This is a genomic window from Rhizobium skierniewicense, from assembly GCF_014196515.1.
GTDB lineage: Bacteria > Pseudomonadota > Alphaproteobacteria > Rhizobiales > Rhizobiaceae > Agrobacterium > Agrobacterium skierniewicense.
In genome coordinates this window covers 313,674-332,294 of record NZ_JACIDV010000003.1, presented here as the reverse complement: position 1 = coordinate 332,294, position 18,621 = coordinate 313,674, and the positions used below count along the sequence as shown (strand labels likewise).

The window sequence follows — 18,621 nt, the reverse complement described above, 5'->3', positions numbered from 1 at the left end:
ATGCTAAAGGCGATTCTCAATCGCTATAAAATGAGTTCATGGTAGGGAGGAAATTCCATGAAAGTCGTTCTCACATCAGTGACTACAGCTGCAACTGCTCTTTTGATGGCGTCCAGCGCGCTCGCCGCGACGGAAATCCAATGGTGGCACGCCATGACGGGTGCAAACAACGAAGTTGTCGAGCAGCTTTCAAAAGAATTCAACGAAAGCCAATCCAACTACAAGATCCTGCCTGTCTTCAAAGGCACCTACCCTGAAACGCTCAATGCAGGCATCGCGGCGTTCCGTGCCAAGCAACCGCCAGCCATCATTCAGGTTTTCGATGCGGGCAGTGGTGTGATGATGGGTGCGCAGGGCGCCATCGTGCCGGTGGCCGATGTCTTGGAAAAGGGCGGTTTCAAATTCAATAAAGCCGACTATCTGCCCGGCATCGTTTCTTATTATTCAAAGCCGGACGGCACGATGCTGTCGTTCCCTTACAATTCCTCCTCTCCGATCATGTACTACAACAAGGACACCTTCAAGAAGGCCGGACTGGATGCTGAAAATCCACCCAAGACCTGGGCAGAGGTTTTCGATGCCGCCAAGAAGATCAAGTCGAGCGGCGCTGCTCCTTGCGGCTTCACATCCACATGGCTGACATGGATTCAGACCGAAAACTTTGCGGCATGGAACAACCTTTCCTACGGCAGCAATGAAAACGGCCTTGCCGGCACCGACGTGAAGCTGGCCTTCAACTCAGAGCCTTTCGTCAAGCATTTTCAAGCGATTGCCGATCTCGCCAAGGACGGCACGTTCCGTTACGGCGGTCGCACATCCGAGGCCAAGCAGCTTTTCACGTCCAGCGAATGCGGCATCCTGACCGAGTCTTCCGGAGGCCTTGGCGATATCGTCAAGAGCGGCATGAATTACGGCATCGGCCAGTTGCCCTATGACGAGGGTGACGGTCGCCCGCAAAACACTATCCCTGGTGGCGCCAGCCTCTGGGTCTTCGGCGGCAAGTCCGATGACGAATACAAGGGCACCGCAGAATTCTTCCACTTCCTGTCCCAGACCAAAATTCAGTCGCGTCTGCATCAGGTGTCCGGCTATATGCCGGTAACGCTTGCGGCCTATGAGGACACCAAGAAGTCTGGCTTCTATGAAAAGAATCCAGCGCGCGAAACGCCTCTGCTGCAGATGATGGGCAAGCCTCCGACAGAAAACTCCAAGGGTGTACGTCTGGTCAATCTCCCGCAGGTTCGCGACATCATGAATGAAGAGTTCGAAACGATGCTCGCTGGCAAGCAGGATGCAAAAGCCGCCCTCGACAAGGCGGTCGAACGCGGCAACGCAGCCATCCAGCAGGCAATCGGCAGATAAATTTTGTTTCTGGCCCGTTTTAGAACGGTGACTGGGGAACAAGAGAACGGCGCAGAACACATATTCCGCGCCGTTCCAAACGTTCCATAGTCTACAAAACCATCTGCCCGACACTCCAAAGGAGCCCGCTTTTGCAAAGCGTCGTCTTTCCAAACAAAATTCTTCCGTACTTTCTGGTTGCTCCACAGATCGTATTGACAGTCGTGTTCTTTTTCTGGCCGGCGAGCCAGGCGCTCTACCAGTCCGCGATGCGGGAGGATCCGTTCGGCCTTCAGAGTACCTTCGTCGGCTTTGCAAACTTTTCAGCCATTCTGTCCGACCCCAACTACTTGCATGCGCTTCAGGTCACCGTCGTTTTCAGCATCGCAACGGCGCTGCTTTCGATGGCGGCTGCCCTTCTGCTGGCAACGGCTGCCGATCTGGTGGTGCGCGGCAAGGGCTTCTATCGCACGATGATGATCATCCCCTACGCCGTCGCGCCCGCCGTGGCCGGTATGCTGTGGCTGTTCATGTTCAACCCGGCCATGGGCACGCTCGCCTATCTTCTGCGCCGCAATGGCATCGCCTGGGATCCTCTGCTGGATGGCAATCAGGCCATGACGCTGGTTGTCGCTGCTGCTGCCTGGAAGCAGATCAGCTACAATTTCCTGTTTTTTGTTGCGGGTCTTCAGGCCATACCCAAGTCCCTGCTGGAAGCCGCAGCAATCGATGGTGCACGGGGAGCCCGGCGTTTCTGGACGATCATATTCCCGCTTCTGGCACCGACCACCTTCTTCCTGTTGGTCGTCAACACCGTCTACGCCTTCTTCGATACATTCGGCATCATTCACTCCGTCACCGGCGGCGGCCCGGCCAAGGCCACGGAAACGCTGGTCTACAAGGTGTACAATGACGGCTTCGTCAATCTCAACCTCGGCTCATCCGCCGCTCAATCGGTGGTCCTGATGGTCATCGTCATTGCGCTCACGGCATTCCAGTTCCGCTTCGTCGAGCGGCGCGTGCATTACGGTTGAGGAAAGCATCATGATCCAGAACCGTCCCATCGCAACGTTCATGGCCCATCTGATGCTGGTTATTGGCATCATCATCGTGGCATTTCCGATCTACTACACATTCATCGCGTCTTCGGCGACATCGACGGACATCCTGCGTCCGCCCATGTCGCTGCTGCCAGCAGGCCATCTGGTAGAAAATTACCACGAGGCGATTTCCGGCGGTGTGGAACGTGTCGTGGGCGTCAGTCTCGAGCGGCTTTTGTTCAACAGCTTCGTCGTGGCGGTCGCGATTGCCATAGGCAAGATCGTCATCTCGTTCCTCTCGGCGTTTGCCATCGTCTTCTTCCGGTTCCCCTTCCGCATGGGGTTCTTCTGGATGATTTTCGTGACGCTGATGTTGCCGGTGGAAGTCCGCATTTTGCCAACCTACAAGGTGATCGTAGACCTCGGCCTGTTGAACACCTATGCGGGCCTGACACTTCCCTTGATGGCGTCTGCGACAGCAACATTCCTGTTTCGCCAGTTCTTCCTGACGATACCCGGCGAACTGGTTGAGGCGGCGCGCATCGACAATGCGGGGCCGTTCCGCTTTATGCGCGATATTCTGCTGCCGCTTTCGACAACGAATATCGCCGCCCTTTTCGTGATCCTCTTCATCTATGGCTGGACGCAATATTTGTGGCCGTTGCTGGTAACGGATCGCGCCGAAATGAACACAATCATAATTGGCCTGCGCCGCATGGTGGATTTCACCGATGCTTCGACACCGTGGAATTACGTGATGGTGACAGCGATCCTGGCGATCATCCCTCCCGTTCTTGTCGTCGTCTTCATGCAGCGCTGGTTTGTCAAAGGCTTGGTGGAGACTGAAAAGTAATGGCGACAATCGAACTCAAGGACGTCCGCAAACTCTATGGCGGCAACATCGAGGCGATCAAGGGCGTCTCGCTGGACATTCAGGACGGTGAAATGATCGTGCTGGTCGGACCGTCGGGGTGTGGAAAGTCGACGCTTCTGCGCATGGTTGCCGGGTTGGAGAGCATCAGCTCCGGCAGCATCGACATCGCGGGCAAGCGCGTCAACGATCTCGAACCTGCCGAGCGCGACATTGCCATGGTTTTCCAGAACTATGCGCTTTACCCGCACATGACGGTGCGCCAGAACCTCGCTTACGGCCTGAAGAACCGCAACACACCGATGGACGAAATCGACCGCCGGATAACGGATGCGGCAAAAGCTCTGGAAATCGAACAATATCTGGAGCGCAAGCCGCGCCAACTGTCAGGTGGCCAGCGTCAACGCGTTGCCATGGGCCGTGCTATCGTGCGCAAACCGTCTGCGTTCCTGTTCGATGAGCCCCTGTCCAATCTCGACGCAAAGCTGCGCGTGCAGATGCGTGTCGAAATCCGGCGGTTGCAACGCTCTCTCGCCACGACCAGCATCTATGTGACCCACGACCAGATGGAAGCGATGACGCTTGCGGATCGCCTCGTGGTCCTGAATGCGGGACGTATCGAGCAGGTTGGCACGCCTATCGAACTTTACGAAAAGCCAGCGACGAGTTTCGTCGCCACCTTCATCGGTTCTCCGTCGATGAACCTGCTGCCACTCAACGGCTCCGTCTGGAACGTCCCTGAAAATGGAAGCATTCCCTCCAATGCGGTGACAATCGGGGTTCGCCCGGAAAACCTCATTATTGCGGACACGGATTCCAACGCCGCATTCAAGCTGCCAGTTCAAGTCGCGGCGGTAGAACTGGTCGGTGCGGAGAGCTATGTTCACGGCGAAATGTCGGATGGCGGTAGCATCGTCTTTCGCGTTCCCGGTCGATCGGCAATGGAAATCGGCCAGACTGTGACGATCACGGCGGATCCAGCCCATTTCCATCTTTTCGATGCCGCTGGTTCGCGCATTTAGAGCGTTTCCTTGTTAAATGGAAACGTTCTAACGCAAAGATGGGGAACGACCGCGCGCAAAGATCGCGGTCGTTCACACTCTCAAGCCTTTCAGCCAGCCAGTCGCTGCTCGGCAAGCTTCACCCAGTAGGACACACCATAGGCGATCGCCTCATCGTTGAAGTCGTAGCCCGGATTGTGCAGCCCGGCACTCTCCCCATTGCCGAGAAATATAAAGGCCCCGGGGCGTTCGTTGAGCATGTAGGAAAAATCCTCTCCCGCCATGGATGGGTCCACATCGGGATCGACATTCTTGTCGCCGACGATATCGCGGGCGATGCGGATAGCGTGCTCGGTTTCAGCGGCATGGTTGACCGTCACGGGACAATGCCGCTCGTAAACCACTTCCGCCTCAGCATCGTTGGCTGTCGCAATGCCCTCAGCAATCTGCTTGATGCGTTCCTGTGCCACGTCGCGCACGCCCTCATCCAGCGTGCGGACCGTGCCTGCGATCACCGCCTCGTTGGGAATGATGTTATGGCTGGAACCCGCCTGAAAACGCGTAACTGACACGACGATCGAGCGGATGGGATCGGTGTTGCGCGACGCAATCAGCTGGAGATTGGTCACGATCTGCGCCCCGATTGAGATCGGGTCTGTCGTACGATGCGGCTGAGCCGCATGGCCACCACGACCTTTGACAATAATGGAGAACTTGTCCGGCGCTGCCATGATCCCACCCTTGCGGATGGCAAATGATCCCAGAGGTATACCCGGCATATTGTGCATGCCGTAGACTTCATCGATCTTGAAGCGCGTCATCAGGCCATCTTCGACCATGGCAAGCGCACCAGCGCCACCCTCCTCCGCTGGCTGGAAGATCACAGCGACCGAGCCTGTGAAATTGCGTGTTTCCGCCAGATGTTTTGCCGCACCCAACAGCATGGCCATATGGCCATCGTGACCACAGGCATGCATCTTGCCGGGTGCCTTCGACGTCCAGGGCTTGCCGGTCTCTTCCATGATCGGCAAAGCGTCCATATCGGATCTGAGCCCGACAGTGCGCCCCTGTCCATGCCGACCATGGATGATACCGACCACGCCGGTGCGGCCAATACCTGTCACGATCTCGTCAACACCGAAAGATTCGAGCTTGCCTGCAATGAACGCGGCGGTTTCGTGAACGTCGTAAAGGAGTTCAGGATTTTCATGGAGACTGCGTCGCCACTCGCTTGCTTCTGCTTGCAATTCGGCGGCTCTGTTCAAAACTGGCATACTGTTATTCCCGATTTCCCATTCTCGACATCTGCAAAACACACGTTCGCTGCGAATATTGCGCCGCATAATTGACGCAATCAATGTACTTTGCCATTGCAAGGACATATATGGTGAATATTGCAAATCCCGGAACAAAGACGGGAATTCGAGGATACGCCTTGCAAGAAAAATCCAGACCAAACCGTGCCGCAGGGCGGCTTGTGAAAACCTTTGCCGCGATCTCCGCCAGTGTTCTGGCTTTGGCATCGGTTGCCCATGCCAATCCCAAAATGGTGATTGATGTGCGCACTGGCAAGGTCATTTCGCATCAGGAAGCCTTCCGCAAATGGTATCCCGCATCCCTCACGAAACTTATGACGGCCTATATCGCCTTTAGCGCCATGAAATCCGGCAAGCTGAGCCCCACCACAGAAGTGGTGATGAGCAAGAAAGCCGCCGATCAGCCGGCCAGCAAGATGTACTTCAAACCGGGCTCCAAGCTGACGCTGGATAGCGCGTTGAAACTGTTGCTGATCAAATCCGCCAACGACGTGGCCGTCGCGATTGCCGAAACGGTTGGCGGCACCACAGAAAATTTTGTGGCGCAGATGAATGCGCAGGCTGCTCGCCTCGGCATGTCCTCCACGCACTACGTCAACCCGAACGGTCTGCCGGGCAAAGGGCAATACACAACCGCGCGTGATCTCGCCGTTCTCGCCCTCATTTTGAAGCGTGAGTTTCCAGAATATGCGGGATATTTCGCGCTGGAAGGCGTCAGCACCGGCAAGAAAAATTACGCCAATTACAATATGCTCGTCGGTCGCTTCGAGGGTGCCGACGGCATGAAGACCGGCTTCATCTGCGCATCCGGCTTCAATCAGGTATCTTCTGCCACACGCAATGGCAGGCAGGTCATCAGCGTTGTTCTCGGCGCCGATAGTCTTGCGGGCCGCACCGACCAATCAGCGGACCTCCTGCAAATGGGGCTGACGGCACCAACCAGCCAGGGCGTATCCATCGCATCACTTGCGCCCTACGGTGAAACGCAATTCGTCAATGACGTCAGTGCCGATATCTGCAATCCGAAAGCTGCAAAAGTGCGCAGCGAAAGTCGCGACGACGCCGGACGAATGATCATCAAGTCGCCATTCGTTCAGGAAATGACGCGCCCACCTGTCTATTCCTATGCGGGACTGATCCCCGGCAGCGAGACGCTAGCGGCCAACACGACCGCCAAGGATAACACGGCGAATGTGCCGATCCCGATCCCCCGCCCTACATTCTGACGCCTTTTTTGAAACGGTTCATTCCCTGCAATGGGCCGTTTGTCCTTTTGTAGATCGACGCTATCGCATACGGTATTTCTTGTTATAAGACGTGGCGTCAAATGTAATGTTCTAACGCTACAGGTCGTCTATGGCACTCGATCGCATTCCAGTCTCCATCATCACGGGTTTTCTCGGTGCGGGAAAATCAACGCTGCTCAATCAGCTTCTCAAAGACCCTGCAATGCAGGATGCCGCCATCATCATCAATGAGTTCGGCGATGTCAGCATCGATCACCTTCTGGTGGAACGGTCCGGTGATGGCATCATCGAGCTTGCAGAAGGCTGCCTGTGCTGCACGGTGCGCGGTGAACTGGTGGATACGCTTGCGGAGTTGATGGACGGCATCCAGACCGGTAAATTGAAGCCGGTCAATCGGATCGTCATCGAAACCACAGGCCTTGCAGACCCAGCTCCGGTGATGCAGTCCATCATCGGCAATCCTGTGATCGCGCAGAACGTCTCGCTCAATGGTGTCGTGACAGTCGTCGATGCCGTCAACGGAGCCTCAACGCTCGACCAGCATGAGGAAGCGCGCAAGCAGATTGCCGTTGCAGATCGGCTCATCGTCACAAAGCAGACGATGACGGATGAAGCACACGTCGCCGCCCTCATCACCCACATCAAAACGCTCAATCCACGCGCACCCATCGAGAATGGTGATCGTCAGGACTGGTCTGCAGTCGCACTTCTGGAAAACGGCCTTTATGACGCGGCGGCAAAAGTGGGAGATGTCAGCCGCTGGCTGGGTGAGGAGGCGGAACACGATCACGACCATCACGATGATCACAATGATCACGCCGGACATCACCACCACCACGACGTTAATCGACACAACGCATCGATCCGCTCATTTTCGATTGTCCACGACGGACCAATCGACCCGATCGCGCTTGAAATGTTCGTCGATCTTCTCCGGTCTGCGCATGGGGAGAAGCTTTTGCGCATGAAGGCCATCGTTCAACTGTCGGATAATCTTGACCGTCCCCTCGTGCTACATGGGGTCCAGTCGATCTTTCATGCGCCACAACGGCTGGCTGCCTGGCCTGACCCATCCGACAAGCGGACCCGTATGGTGCTCATCACAAAGGATTTGCCCGAGGCTTTCGTGAAAGACCTGTTCGGAGCCTTTACGGGCGCCGCCAAGATCGACACGCCGGATCGACAGGCGGTGACGGACAATCCTCTCGCCGTGCCGGGCATGCGCTTCTGACGGCACGCCTGTACGCTCAACATCCAGCCACCCACTGAAGCGGGCTGGCTGGATGTGCAAGAACGATCAACCCTTCGTCAGCATCTGCCGAAAAGCGTGGTAGCTATCTTTGGGCTTGCGGTCCCGGGTGGCTGCGTCCATTCCGACAATGCCGAATTTCGGGCCATAGCCTTCAGCCCATTCGAAATTGTCGATCAAGGTCCATGCGATGTAGCCCCTGATATCGGCACCTTGGTGTTGGGCTTCGATGATTGCGGCAAAGTGTTTGTCAAAGAAATCGATCCGCTTTGCTTCATCGGTTTCAGACATGCCGTTTTCAGTGACATAGATCGGCAGTCCCGGATAGTCTTTCGACGCCCGCACCAGAAACTCTGTCAGGGCCTGCGGATAGATTTCCCAGCCGATATTGCTCTTCTCCAGATCACCGCGTGATTGGGTAAAGGGGAAAACAGGCACGCTTTCATCATATTTATAAAGCGAACGGGTGTAGTAGTTGATGCCAATCCAGTCGACGGGAGGGCTCAACGTCGCCATGTCGTCCTGCCATCCGGCAGGCAGATAGGGCTCCAGGATTTTCACGACACGCTGCGGATATGTCCCTTTGATGACGCCATCCAGAAAGAAGCGATTGAAAATGTCGTCGCCGAGTGCTGCCGCTTCCACATCCTCTGCGTTCTGGCTGGCCGGTTCTGTCTTTTCCATATTCACGACGATGCCGAGCTTTGCCTTCACACGCGCGTCCCGCATTGCGGTGATCCCGAGTCCATGGGCGAGCAGCACGTGATGCATGGCGCGCGCGGTCGCTCTGACATCGCGGTAGCCCGGCGCGTGCATGCCCATGAAATGACTGAGCACGGTCACGCACCATGGCTCATTGAACGTTGCAATACTTTCCAACCGGTCACCGAAATGGCGCGCCGCTTCTCCGGCATAGTCGGCGAAAGCATAGGCCGTATCGCGGTTCATCCAGCCGCCACGATCCTGCAATGCACTTGGCAAATCCCAATGGTAAAGTGTCGCGAGGGGCTTGATGCCACGCTCCAGCATGCCATCGATCAGGCGGTCATAGAAATCAAACCCCGCCTGGTTGCGCGCACCGGTCCCCTCGGGAATGAGCCTTGGCCATGCGAAGGAAAACCGGTAGGCATCAAAGCCCGCATCCCTGATGAGATCAAGATCTTCAGGCCAGCGGTTGTAGTGGTCGCAGGCAATCTGTCCCGTATCCGCGTTCTTCGTATTCCCCGGCGTGGCAGCGAAAGTATCCCAGATGGAAGAGCCTCTCCCGTCCGTCTGCCCGCCCTCGATCTGGTGCGCCGCCATGGCAATGCCAAACAAAAAATCTGGTCCGAAATCAGTCCTGTCGTGTGAAAACATTATCGCATTCCTGTAGCCGAAAATGGCCTTCTTCTGTGTGCTTTTACGCGCGATGACGCGATGACCGTCTATCAGTGAAACAACCTCACGACCTGAGCAAGGCGTTCGGCTTTAAGCGGGATAAATTCCTTTAATTTCCTGATGACATACGAATCCCTGGATTTTGAGCTTACTTTAACGTTACAGATTGGTACAAGGCAATGCGTTCGCAATTTGATTTACGGGAGGAAATCATATGAAGACGGTCGGTATCGGCATCATTGGCTGCGGAAACATCTCCAGCGCCTATCTCAAAGCCATGGTATCTTTCCCCATTCTCGACATCCGGGGGCTTGCGGATATGAACCCTGAGGCCGCCAGGACGCGGGCCGGTGAATTCGGTCTCGCAGCAAGATCAATCGAGGATTTGCTGGATGATCCCGAAATGGAGATCATCGTCAATCTCACCATTCCCAAGGCGCATGTCGAGGTGGGTTTGCGCGCATTGAACGCTGGCAAACACACCTATTCGGAAAAGCCGTTGGGTATCAATTTCGCCGAAGGCAAAACGCTCGTGGATGCTGCGAAAGCCAAGGGCCTGCGTGTCGGATCGGCACCGGACACTTTTCTCGGCGGTGGCCACCAGACGGCACGCACGCTCATCGATCAGGGTGTTCTTGGCATCCCCGTTGGCGGCACAGCCACTTTCATGTGTCCCGGTCATGAGCGCTGGCACCCCAACCCCGGCTTCTATTACGAGGTTGGTGGAGGGCCGATGCTGGACATGGGGCCTTACTACATCACTGATCTCGTCAACCTGCTGGGGCCAATTGCAAAGGTGGCAGGCTTTGCCTTCTCTCCTCGCAACGAGCGGCTCATCACCAGCGAACCCAAGAAGGGTGAAACGATACCGGTTCATGTCGCAACCCACGTGTCTGGCATGATGGCATTCGAAAACGGCGCAGTCGTTCAGATTGGCATGAGCTTCGATGTCGCTGGACACAAACACGTCCCGCTGGAAATCTACGGCACGGAAGGCACAATGATCGTGCCGGACCCGAACTATTTCGGTGGTGAAATCGAGCTTTTGCGCAAGGGCGGGGATTTTGAGCCGCAGGCACTGACCGCACCCTATAGTGACGGCAACTATCGTTCCATCGGTGTCGCCGATATGGCCTACGCCATCAGACAGAACCGTCCGCACCGGGCAAACGGTGATCTGGCGTTGCACGTGCTGGAGGTGATGGAGGCTTTCCAGACAGCATCCGACACCGGCACGACAATATCCATCACAACCAAGGTGGAGCGTCCCGCTCCGCTGGCACAATCGCTGGTCGATGGCCAGCTTGGACGTTAAAATTCTGAGGAGGAAAGATATGCCGGAAGCACTGATCGTCTGGGGTGGCTGGAGCGGACACGAACCGGAGCAATGCGCCGATGTCATCAAGACCATGCTGGAAGCGGATGGTTTCACGGTTCGCGTTGAAAGCTCGACGGAAGCCTTTGCCGATCCGTCGGTCCACAAGCTGAGCCTCGTGGTGCCCATCATCACCATGTCGAAAATAGAGAAGGAAGAGATCAAGAACCTGGCGAAAGCTGTCGAAAACGGTGTGGGGCTTGCCGGTTTTCACGGTCAGGCGGGCGACAGCTTTCGCGAATGCGTCGAGTATCAGTTCATGATCGGCGGACAATGGGTGGCTCACCCGGGCGATATCATCGACTACCGCGTCAACATCACACGTTCCGATGATCCGCTGATGCAGGGAATTTCTGATTTCCCCTACACCTCGGAACAATATTACATGCATGTGGATCCGTCCAACGAAGTGTTGGCCACCACCACGTTTACGGGCGATCACGCATGGTGGATCGATGGCGTCGTCATGCCCGTGGTCTGGAAGCGAAATTACGGAAAGGGCCGCGTGTTCTTCTCGGCCCTTGGGCATCAGGCAAAGGAGTTTTCTGTGCCCGAAATGAGAACCATCTTCAACCGTGGTGCAAACTGGGCGGCGCGCATGTAAAGAAGACCCGAAAACGATCTCCTGGCAGGACGTGCTCCTGTCACGAGATCCTCCGATTCGCCAGAAAATCAAAGCCAAGGACGGCGGCACCGACGAGGCCGGGCTCTACCATGCATTGCGCCTGCACCACGAGTGGGCGGGCGAAACGCCGCAGAATGCGGAGGCGAACAGCCTGATCGATGGCTTCGATCAATGCCGCCGATTTGGAAAGCCCTCCACCAACCGGGACGACGGTCGCGCCTGTGACATTGACAACCATTGCCAGCGGGCCGGACAGCATGTCGATATAGACATCGATCGTGCGGACGGCATCCGCATCACCGGTTTGCCAGTCGCCGATGATCTCCTCCGCAGTCAGTGCTTTTCCAGAAATATGCTTGTGGAGTTTTTCCATGCCACGCGCGCTGCAAACGGCATCCAGGCAACCCTCCAGTCCGCAGCCGCAGGCAAAGCGAGGAAGATCGAGCGGTGGGTTTCCTGCGCGCGTGGCGGCCACCGGCCCGTGGCCCCATTCACCGGCAAAGCCACCCGTGCTGTTGATCAGCTTTCCATCGATGACGAGACCACCACCGACACCGGTCCCGAGGATGGCACCGAAGACGACGTGATGACCCCGCGCTGCCCCGACACCGTATTCTGCCAGAACGCAGCAATCCGCATCATTTGCCAGCAAAACGGGAAGACCGAGCGCCGCTTCGAGATCCGACTTCAGCAGCCTGCCATGCGCGCACGGAATGTTGGCGATAATGGCCTTGTCCGTATCGGGATCGATGACGCCTGTAATAGAAAAAGAAACGCAATCCGGCACTGCGCCGATATCCGAAATCGCCGTTTTCAAAACACCGACGAAGGCATCGAAATCATGAACGGGCGTCTGCTGGCGTGGTAACGGCCTGATATCATTCACAGCCCAAGCCCCTGCACCCTTGATGGCCGTTCCGCCGATGTCAAAACAGATAATCACGCGCCAGCCTTTCGTCGCTGCATATCCAAAAGCATCCGAACACCTTGACGCGTCTGCCTTGCTTGCGTCTTCCTGTATCAGACCGAACTTGGTGCAATCCAGAACTTTTATGCTTGGCGACCGCTGTATTCCGGGATAGGCACGAACGTCGTAAAACACAGCATCTTTTGGGGGAAGCAATCATCGTGATGGCGAGCAATCGAGCAAGTGGCAGGGGATGCGCTCTGCGTTTGCGGTCTCCAAAGGAGCGACCAACATCATGGGCGTGATGACCGATTGCCTGTCCACACCACCCGTCACACCCTTGCCGGCTTGCGAGGATCGCGAATGGGCGCGCCGCGCAATCGGCATCCTTCAGGGGGATGGTCGCCGCTCGGCCGATACGCATCTGGTCAAGCCGGTCTTCAAGGGCTTGAAGGGTATTTCGATCTACCTCAAGGACGAATCGACCCACCCGACCGGCAGTCTCAAGCATCGACTGGCGCGTTCGCTGTTTCTCTACGGCATTTGCAACGGCAAGATTGCCCAAGGCACCACGCTGGTCGAGGCATCTTCGGGATCGACTGCGGTCAGCGAAGCCTATTTCGCGCATCTTCTCGATCTGCCGTTCATCGCCGTGATGCCGCATTCCACCAGCCGCCAGAAGGTTGAGGCCATCGAGCGCTTTGGCGGCACCTGTCATTTCGTTGACCGACCTTCAGAGGTCTACACCGTCGCCGAACGATTGGCAGCCGAAACCGGTGGTCATTATCTCGATCAGTTCACCTATGCCGAACGCGCAACGGACTGGCGCGGCAACAACAACATTGCCGATTCCATATTCGAGCAGATGAGAAGCGAAGAACACCCGGAGCCCGAATGGGTGGTCATGAGCGCGGGAACAGGTGGCACCTCAGCGACCATCGGTCGCTATATCCGCTACCGTAATCTGTCCACGCGGCTGTGCGTTGTCGATGTTGAACATTCGGCATTCTATGCGTCCTATATGTCCGGCGACAGCCATGTGACCTGTTCGACCCCTTCCCGCATCGAAGGCATAGGGCGTCCACGCGTCGAGCCCTCGTTCATTCCAGGTGTTATCGATCACATGATCAAGGTACCGGATGCGGCCTCCATCGCTGCGATGCACGTTTTGTCGGAACGTCTGTTCCGGCGCGTCGGGGGTTCCAGCGGCACCAACTTCTTCGGCCTATGCTGGATCGCGGCAGCAATGATGAAGGACGGCAAGCAGGGATCATTGGTGTCACTGATCTGCGATAGTGGCGACCGGTATGCCGCGACCTATTACAATCCCGATTGGCTCGTGGCGAACAAGATCGACATCGCACCTTATAGAGAGATGCTCGAAACCTTCATCGACAGTGGCACATTCGAAAACTTCGGGACCAAGGTGTAAGACGAAAAACTGAGCCATGCATAACTTGGGGTATATGCGTCAGGCCTGATTTATTCATTTTACATTACCGTTTTGCCCTGCCTATGATCGTTACGGTCGCGGCTACCTGTCGCCCTGGTGCGGGAGTGCGCCATTGATCTGGGAGGATTTATGAAACGGTTCGTTCTAGCCGCGCTAGCGGCAATCACCATGAGCAGCGCGGCTTATGCCGATACCATCAAGGTCGGTGTCGTCGGGCCGTTTTCCGGGCCGTTCGCTTTGCAGGGCAAGAATTTCAAGGCCGGAATAGACGCCTATATCGCGACCAACGGCAACAAGGTCGGAGACAACACCGTCGAGATCATCTATCGCGATCTGCCCGCGGCAGATCCTGCGCAGTCCAAGGCGCTCGCGCAGGAACTCGTTGTCAAAGAAAAGGTGCAATATCTCGCCGGCTTCTATTTCACCCCTGATGCCATGGCTGTCACGCCTATCTTGAAGCAGGCGAATACGCCGCTCGTCATCATGAACGCGGCAACATCGGCCATCGTCACCAAAAGTCCGCTTGTCGTTCGCACGTCGTTCACTACGTGGCAGACCTCGACGCCAATCGCAAAAGTCGCGCATGACGCTGGTGTCACGAAAGCCATCTCGGTCGTCAGCGACTATGGTCCCGGCGTGGATGCCGAGAACGCGTTCAAGGCGGCGTTCGAAAAGGAGGGTGGGCAGGTCGTAGAGGCGATCCGCATGCCGCTTTCCACCAACGACTTCAGCCCCATCATGCAGCGCATCAAGGATTCTGGCGCTCAGGGCGTTTTCGCCTTTCTGCCGTCAGGCCCCACGACCCTCGGCTTCGTGAAGGCCTATAACGAAAACGGACTGAAATCCGGTGGAATCAAGTTCTTTGCCCCCGGTGACCTGACGCAGGAATCCGACCTGCCGGCGCTCGGAGAAGCAGCGCTCGGGATACAGACGACGTTCCACTATGCCGTTTCGCATGATTCTCCCGAAAACAAGGCTTTCGTCGAAGCAGCGTCCAAGGCCATTGGCAACAAGGCGGAGCTTTCGTTTCCTTCTGTGGGCGCCTATGATGGCATGCACGTGATCTACAAGATGATCGAGGCGACCGGCGGCAAGCAGGACGCTGCAAAAGCCGTCGAGGCCGTAAAGGGGTTATCGTGGGTCAGCCCACGCGGACCGGTCTCAATAGACCAGGAAAGCCGCCACATCACGCAAAACATCTATCTGCGCGAGGTCACCAAGGCGCAGGACGGGACCTATTTCAACAAGGAAATTCAGACCTTTGAGAAGCAGGGAGATCCCGGCCTTTCCGCCGCCAAGTAGCGGTCGCACCATGGCCTAACCCCTCGGCAGACCACGGACCAGAAAAGCAAGGTCCGTGGCCTCCCACTCGTCCGTAGCGCATCGGGATCACCTCATGCAGACAGTTTTCAGTATCGCCGTCGATGCGCTCGCCTACAGCATGGTCTTGTTCGTCATTTCCATCGGCCTGTCCGTCACCATGGGTCTGATGCGTGTCGTCAATCTGGCGCATGGCGCCTTTGCGATGATTGGCGGTTATATCGCGTCCTATGCGGTGCGCGACCTTGGGCTCGGATATGGGATCGGCGTTCTTGCCGCTATCATCGGTACGATCATCATTGCACTTCCCATCGAGCGCTTTCTCTATCGTCGTATTTATGGCGCGCCGGAACTGACCCAGGTTCTGATGACGATTGGCATCACCTTCTGCATCATCGGGATCGCCAATTATGTTTTCGGGCCGACATTGAAAACCATCCCGCTGCCCCCAGCCTTGCAGGGATCGGCAGATTTGGGCTTTCGCACCATTCCCATACACAGGCTTTTTGCCATCGCCTGCGGGCTTGCTGTCGCCATAGGCCTCTGGTTTGCCATCGAGCGAACGAGCTTCGGTGTCAAATTGCGAGCCTCCGTGGATAATGCGTCCATGGCTGCGGCTCTTGGCGTTCGAACCGAGATCATCTACGCCTTGAGTTTTGCTGTCGCCGTCGGCCTTGCCGCGATGGGTGGCGTGGTCGGTGCCGAACTTCTCCCTGTGGAGCCTTATTATGCTCTGCGCTATATGGTCACGTTCCTCGTGGTCGTCTCGGTGGGCGGCGCAGGCTCAATTTCAGGCGCCTTGATTGCCTGCCTCGTGCTGGGCAGTATCGACACGACCGGACGCTACCTCATGCCTGAATTCGGCGAGTTCTTCTTCTATCTCGCCGTCGTCGCGATCATCTGCGTCTTTCCGCGCGGTTTTGCCGGGAGGGCACGTTGAGATGGTGACACTCACCAACCCAAAACAACAAGGGGCCGCAAGGCTGCGCCGCTCGATCCTAAGGGACGTGGGCGGCATCGCCGCGATCATCGTCTTCGCCGTTATCGGCTATGTCCTCTTTCCCGATAATCTCGCTCTGCTCACACGCATCATTGCAGTCGCACTTCTGGTCTTATCGCTCGATCTGGTCACGGGATATTGTGGTGTTGCCACGCTGGGGCATGCCGCACTCTTTGGATCCGGCGCTTATGCGGCGGGCATCGTTTCGGCGCATTACGGCGTCAACGACCCGTTGCTGATGACGCTTGCCGGTATCGGCGGTGGCGCACTGGCTGGGCTCTTGAGCGGCATCATCCTTCTGCGCGGACACGGGCTGCCGCAACTTGTTTTGTCCATTGCACTCATTCATCTGTTCCACGAATTTGCCAACAAGGCATCCAGTTGGACCGGCGGCAGCGATGGCCTGTCTGGCATATCGCCCGACCCTATTTTCGGGCTGTTCGAATTCGATCTCTATGGACACACGGCCTATGCGTTTTCCATGGCGCTTCTCCTGGTCGTGTTCATCATACTGCGCTTCATCGTCCGCTCGCCATTCGGCATGCTGTGCCGCGGCATCAAGGAAGACCCTGTGCGCGTGCGTGCCATGGGCGGATCACCCAAAACCGCCATCATCAAAATGTTCGTGATCTCGGGCGCTGTTGCCGGTATTGGCGGCGCGTTGAATGCGATCACCACCCAGGTCGTGGGCCTCGATAGCCTGTCGTTTACAATGTCTGCCGAAGCGCTGGTCATGGTCGTTCTCGGCGGCACCGGTTCGCTGTTTGGCGCCTTGATGGGAACGGTCGTTTTCATGCTGTTTGAAGACTATGTTTCGGCCGCAAACCCCTTCCACTGGTTGACGATGGTCGGCGCGCTGCTGATCGTCGTCGTCTTTTTCGCCCCCAAGGGACTATACGGAACGGCGGCGACATGGCTTGCCCGCAAACGTCAGGTGCGCCCATGAGTGCTGTGTTTGAAGTCGCCAACCTTCAGAAATCGTTTGGCGGGCTTTCGGTGACAAACAACGTTTCGCTGTCGATGGCACCGGGAGACAGGGTTGCCCTCATCGGCCCAAACGGTGCCGGCAAGACCACCTTCGTCAACCTCGTCACCGGCAACCTTCATCCCGATTCCGGGGATGTCAGGCTCAACGGAGAGACGGTGACGAAAATCGACGCCAACGGTCGCGTCAAACGCGGCCTCGTTCGTTCGTTTCAGGTCACACGCCTGTTTCTGGACATGACCCCGGCCGAACATATCGCTCTGGCGGTTTTGCAGCGCCAGGGGAAAACCGGACGCATGTTCGGAAGCTATCTCGGCATGCGCGATGTCATGGCTGAAGTCGATGCATTGCTGAACACGCTTGGTCTGATGGACCTCATGCATCGCAGCGTCAGAGAGATTGCCTACGGCCAACAGCGGCTGCTGGAACTGGCGGTCGCCATGGCGCTCAAACCGAAAGTTCTCCTGCTCGACGAGCCGGCAGCAGGCGTTCCACAAAGCGACACGGGTCGCATCGAGCAGGCCCTTGCCGATCTACCGCAAGACCTTGCCGTCCTGATGATCGAACACGATATGGACCTCGTTTTTCGCTTCGCGAAACGCGTGGTCGTACTGGCTGCCGGCACCATTATTTTCGACGGCTCACCTGCCGATGTCACACAGGATGCCCGCGTTCGCGAGGCCTATCTGGGGAGCTACGCCAATGCAAGCCATGCCGCTTGATGTCGCCGGACTGTCGGCCGGCTACGGACCGACGCGGATTCTGGAAGACATCTCCTTCTCCGTTCCATCCGGCGGGCGGCTGGCTCTGCTGGGACGCAATGGAATGGGCAAGACAACGTTGCTGTCGACGCTTGCGGGACAGACGAAACGCTACGGCGGCACGATCCATATCGGGTCTGTCGATGTCACGCCTATGGCCAGTGCCGCACGCGCACATGCGGGTCTCGGCTACGTGCCACAGGCCCGGTGCATCTTTCCAAGCCTGTCGGTGGAGGAAAACCTGTCCGTTGGCCTTAAATCCCGCCCTAAAAGCGCGATGGAAGAAGCCTACACGATGTTTCCGCGTCTGAAAGAGCGACGCCGAAACCTGGGTAGCCAGTTGTCCGGTGGGGAGCAGCAGATGCTGTCCACCGCGCGCACCATCCTCGGTCGCCCCTCTGTCCTTCTTCTCGACGAACCTCTCGAAGGCCTCGCACCCGTCATCTGCGAAGAGCTGATGGTGGTCTTTTCGGAATTGGCCAAGACAGGAAACATGACGATCGTTCTGGTGGAGCAACGTATTCAAAGCGCGCTCGATTTTGCAGATACCGTCATCGTCCTCGAGCGCGGTCGCGTGGCATGGACGGGAACGCCGATCCAACTGTCCGATGACAAGGCTGCGGTCGAACGGCTGCTGGGTGTCGGCGGGTTGCACTGATGGTAGCGAAGAAGACGCTATCCTTCGATATGTTCAACCTTGCATAAGCGTCTTTCAGCTCATAATGATTTTTATAGGAGCTCTGGGTTTATAAA

17 protein-coding genes are annotated in these 18,621 nt (G+C 56.9%); 14 read left to right on the top strand and 3 right to left on the bottom strand.

Features of this window, described 5'->3' with window-relative positions; all coding sequences use genetic code 11:
• The first annotated feature begins 57 nt into the window (after window positions 1–57).
• The 4 genes from ugpB (at window position 58) to GGQ73_RS06470 (ending at window position 4,274) form a co-directional block, all read left to right on the top strand.
• Window positions 58–1,362, top strand: a complete 1,305-nt coding sequence (ugpB, locus tag GGQ73_RS06485; RefSeq protein ID WP_183894899.1) for a sn-glycerol-3-phosphate ABC transporter substrate-binding protein UgpB — start codon at window positions 58–60, stop codon at window positions 1,360–1,362.
• 131 nt (window positions 1,363–1,493) lie between these two features.
• Entirely contained in the window at window positions 1,494–2,375 is an 882-nt protein-coding gene (gene ugpA / locus GGQ73_RS06480) for a sn-glycerol-3-phosphate ABC transporter permease UgpA (RefSeq protein ID WP_174155763.1), read from the top strand.
• Between the two features lie 10 nt (window positions 2,376–2,385).
• Window positions 2,386–3,234 carry a sn-glycerol-3-phosphate ABC transporter permease UgpE gene (gene ugpE / locus GGQ73_RS06475; RefSeq protein ID WP_183894897.1) on the top strand — a complete coding sequence of 283 codons (849 nt, stop codon included), beginning with the start codon at window positions 2,386–2,388 and terminating at the stop codon, window positions 3,232–3,234.
• Window positions 3,234–4,274 (top strand): sn-glycerol-3-phosphate import ATP-binding protein UgpC, encoded by a 1,041-nt coding sequence (locus GGQ73_RS06470; protein WP_183894895.1) that lies wholly within the window; start codon window positions 3,234–3,236, stop codon window positions 4,272–4,274. The genes ugpE and GGQ73_RS06470 overlap by 1 nt, the downstream gene beginning before the upstream one ends.
• Window positions 4,275–4,363: 89 nt before the next feature.
• Here the strand turns inward: GGQ73_RS06470 and GGQ73_RS06465 are convergent, their stop codons facing one another.
• Window positions 4,364–5,527: a M20 aminoacylase family protein gene (locus GGQ73_RS06465; RefSeq protein ID WP_183894893.1), complete on the bottom strand. Its 1,164-nt coding sequence runs from the start codon at window positions 5,525–5,527 to the stop codon at window positions 4,364–4,366.
• 203 nt (window positions 5,528–5,730) lie between these two features.
• Between GGQ73_RS06465 and GGQ73_RS06460 the strand changes: the two genes are divergently transcribed.
• Complete coding sequence (locus GGQ73_RS06460) at window positions 5,731–6,795, top strand: D-alanyl-D-alanine carboxypeptidase family protein (RefSeq protein ID WP_412762961.1); 1,065 nt, start codon at window positions 5,731–5,733, stop codon at window positions 6,793–6,795.
• 130 nt (window positions 6,796–6,925) lie between these two features.
• Window positions 6,926–8,047, top strand: a complete 1,122-nt coding sequence (locus GGQ73_RS06455; RefSeq protein ID WP_183894889.1) for a CobW family GTP-binding protein — start codon at window positions 6,926–6,928, stop codon at window positions 8,045–8,047.
• Window positions 8,048–8,113: 66 nt separating this feature from the next.
• Here the strand turns inward: GGQ73_RS06455 and GGQ73_RS06450 are convergent, their stop codons facing one another.
• On the bottom strand, window positions 8,114–9,421 hold the full coding sequence (locus tag GGQ73_RS06450; protein ID WP_183894888.1) for a GH1 family beta-glucosidase: 1,308 nt from the start codon (window positions 9,419–9,421) through the stop codon (window positions 8,114–8,116).
• 235 nt (window positions 9,422–9,656) lie between these two features.
• Here GGQ73_RS06450 and GGQ73_RS06445 point away from each other — a divergent pair, with 235 nt between their 5' ends.
• Together GGQ73_RS06445 and GGQ73_RS06440 are read left to right on the top strand one after the other, a co-directional pair.
• Window positions 9,657–10,757, top strand: coding sequence for a Gfo/Idh/MocA family protein (locus GGQ73_RS06445; RefSeq protein ID WP_183894886.1), 1,101 nt, complete (start codon window positions 9,657–9,659; stop codon window positions 10,755–10,757).
• Between the two features lie 19 nt (window positions 10,758–10,776).
• On the top strand, window positions 10,777–11,421 hold the full coding sequence (locus tag GGQ73_RS06440) for a ThuA domain-containing protein (RefSeq protein ID WP_183894884.1): 645 nt from the start codon (window positions 10,777–10,779) through the stop codon (window positions 11,419–11,421).
• A gap of 40 nt (window positions 11,422–11,461) precedes the next feature.
• Here the strand turns inward: GGQ73_RS06440 and GGQ73_RS06435 are convergent, their stop codons facing one another.
• The gene (locus GGQ73_RS06435; protein ID WP_183894882.1) at window positions 11,462–12,385 is read right to left on the bottom strand and encodes an ROK family protein; all 924 of its coding nucleotides are present in this window, start codon (window positions 12,383–12,385) and stop codon (window positions 11,462–11,464) included.
• A 268-nt stretch (window positions 12,386–12,653) separates the two neighbouring features.
• Here GGQ73_RS06435 and GGQ73_RS06430 point away from each other — a divergent pair, with 268 nt between their 5' ends.
• From GGQ73_RS06430 to GGQ73_RS06405, 6 genes are all read left to right on the top strand, one after another.
• Complete coding sequence (locus GGQ73_RS06430) at window positions 12,654–13,781, top strand: PLP-dependent cysteine synthase family protein (protein ID WP_183895089.1); 1,128 nt, start codon at window positions 12,654–12,656, stop codon at window positions 13,779–13,781.
• A 150-nt stretch (window positions 13,782–13,931) separates the two neighbouring features.
• Entirely contained in the window at window positions 13,932–15,104 is a 1,173-nt protein-coding gene (locus tag GGQ73_RS06425; RefSeq protein ID WP_183894880.1) for an ABC transporter substrate-binding protein, read from the top strand.
• Window positions 15,105–15,198: 94 nt separating this feature from the next.
• On the top strand, window positions 15,199–16,062 hold the full coding sequence (locus GGQ73_RS06420) for a branched-chain amino acid ABC transporter permease (RefSeq protein WP_183894878.1): 864 nt from the start codon (window positions 15,199–15,201) through the stop codon (window positions 16,060–16,062).
• A 1-nt stretch (window position 16,063) separates the two neighbouring features.
• Complete coding sequence (locus tag GGQ73_RS06415) at window positions 16,064–17,068, top strand: branched-chain amino acid ABC transporter permease (protein ID WP_183894876.1); 1,005 nt, start codon at window positions 16,064–16,066, stop codon at window positions 17,066–17,068.
• Window positions 17,065–17,829 (top strand): ABC transporter ATP-binding protein, encoded by a 765-nt coding sequence (locus GGQ73_RS06410; protein WP_183894874.1) that lies wholly within the window; start codon window positions 17,065–17,067, stop codon window positions 17,827–17,829. Before GGQ73_RS06415 ends, GGQ73_RS06410 begins: the two co-directional genes overlap by 4 nt.
• A complete protein-coding gene (locus GGQ73_RS06405; protein WP_183894872.1) occupies window positions 17,810–18,526 on the top strand; it encodes an ABC transporter ATP-binding protein in 717 nt (238 codons plus the stop codon). The genes GGQ73_RS06410 and GGQ73_RS06405 overlap by 20 nt, the downstream gene beginning before the upstream one ends.
• Window positions 18,527–18,621 lie beyond the last annotated feature (95 nt).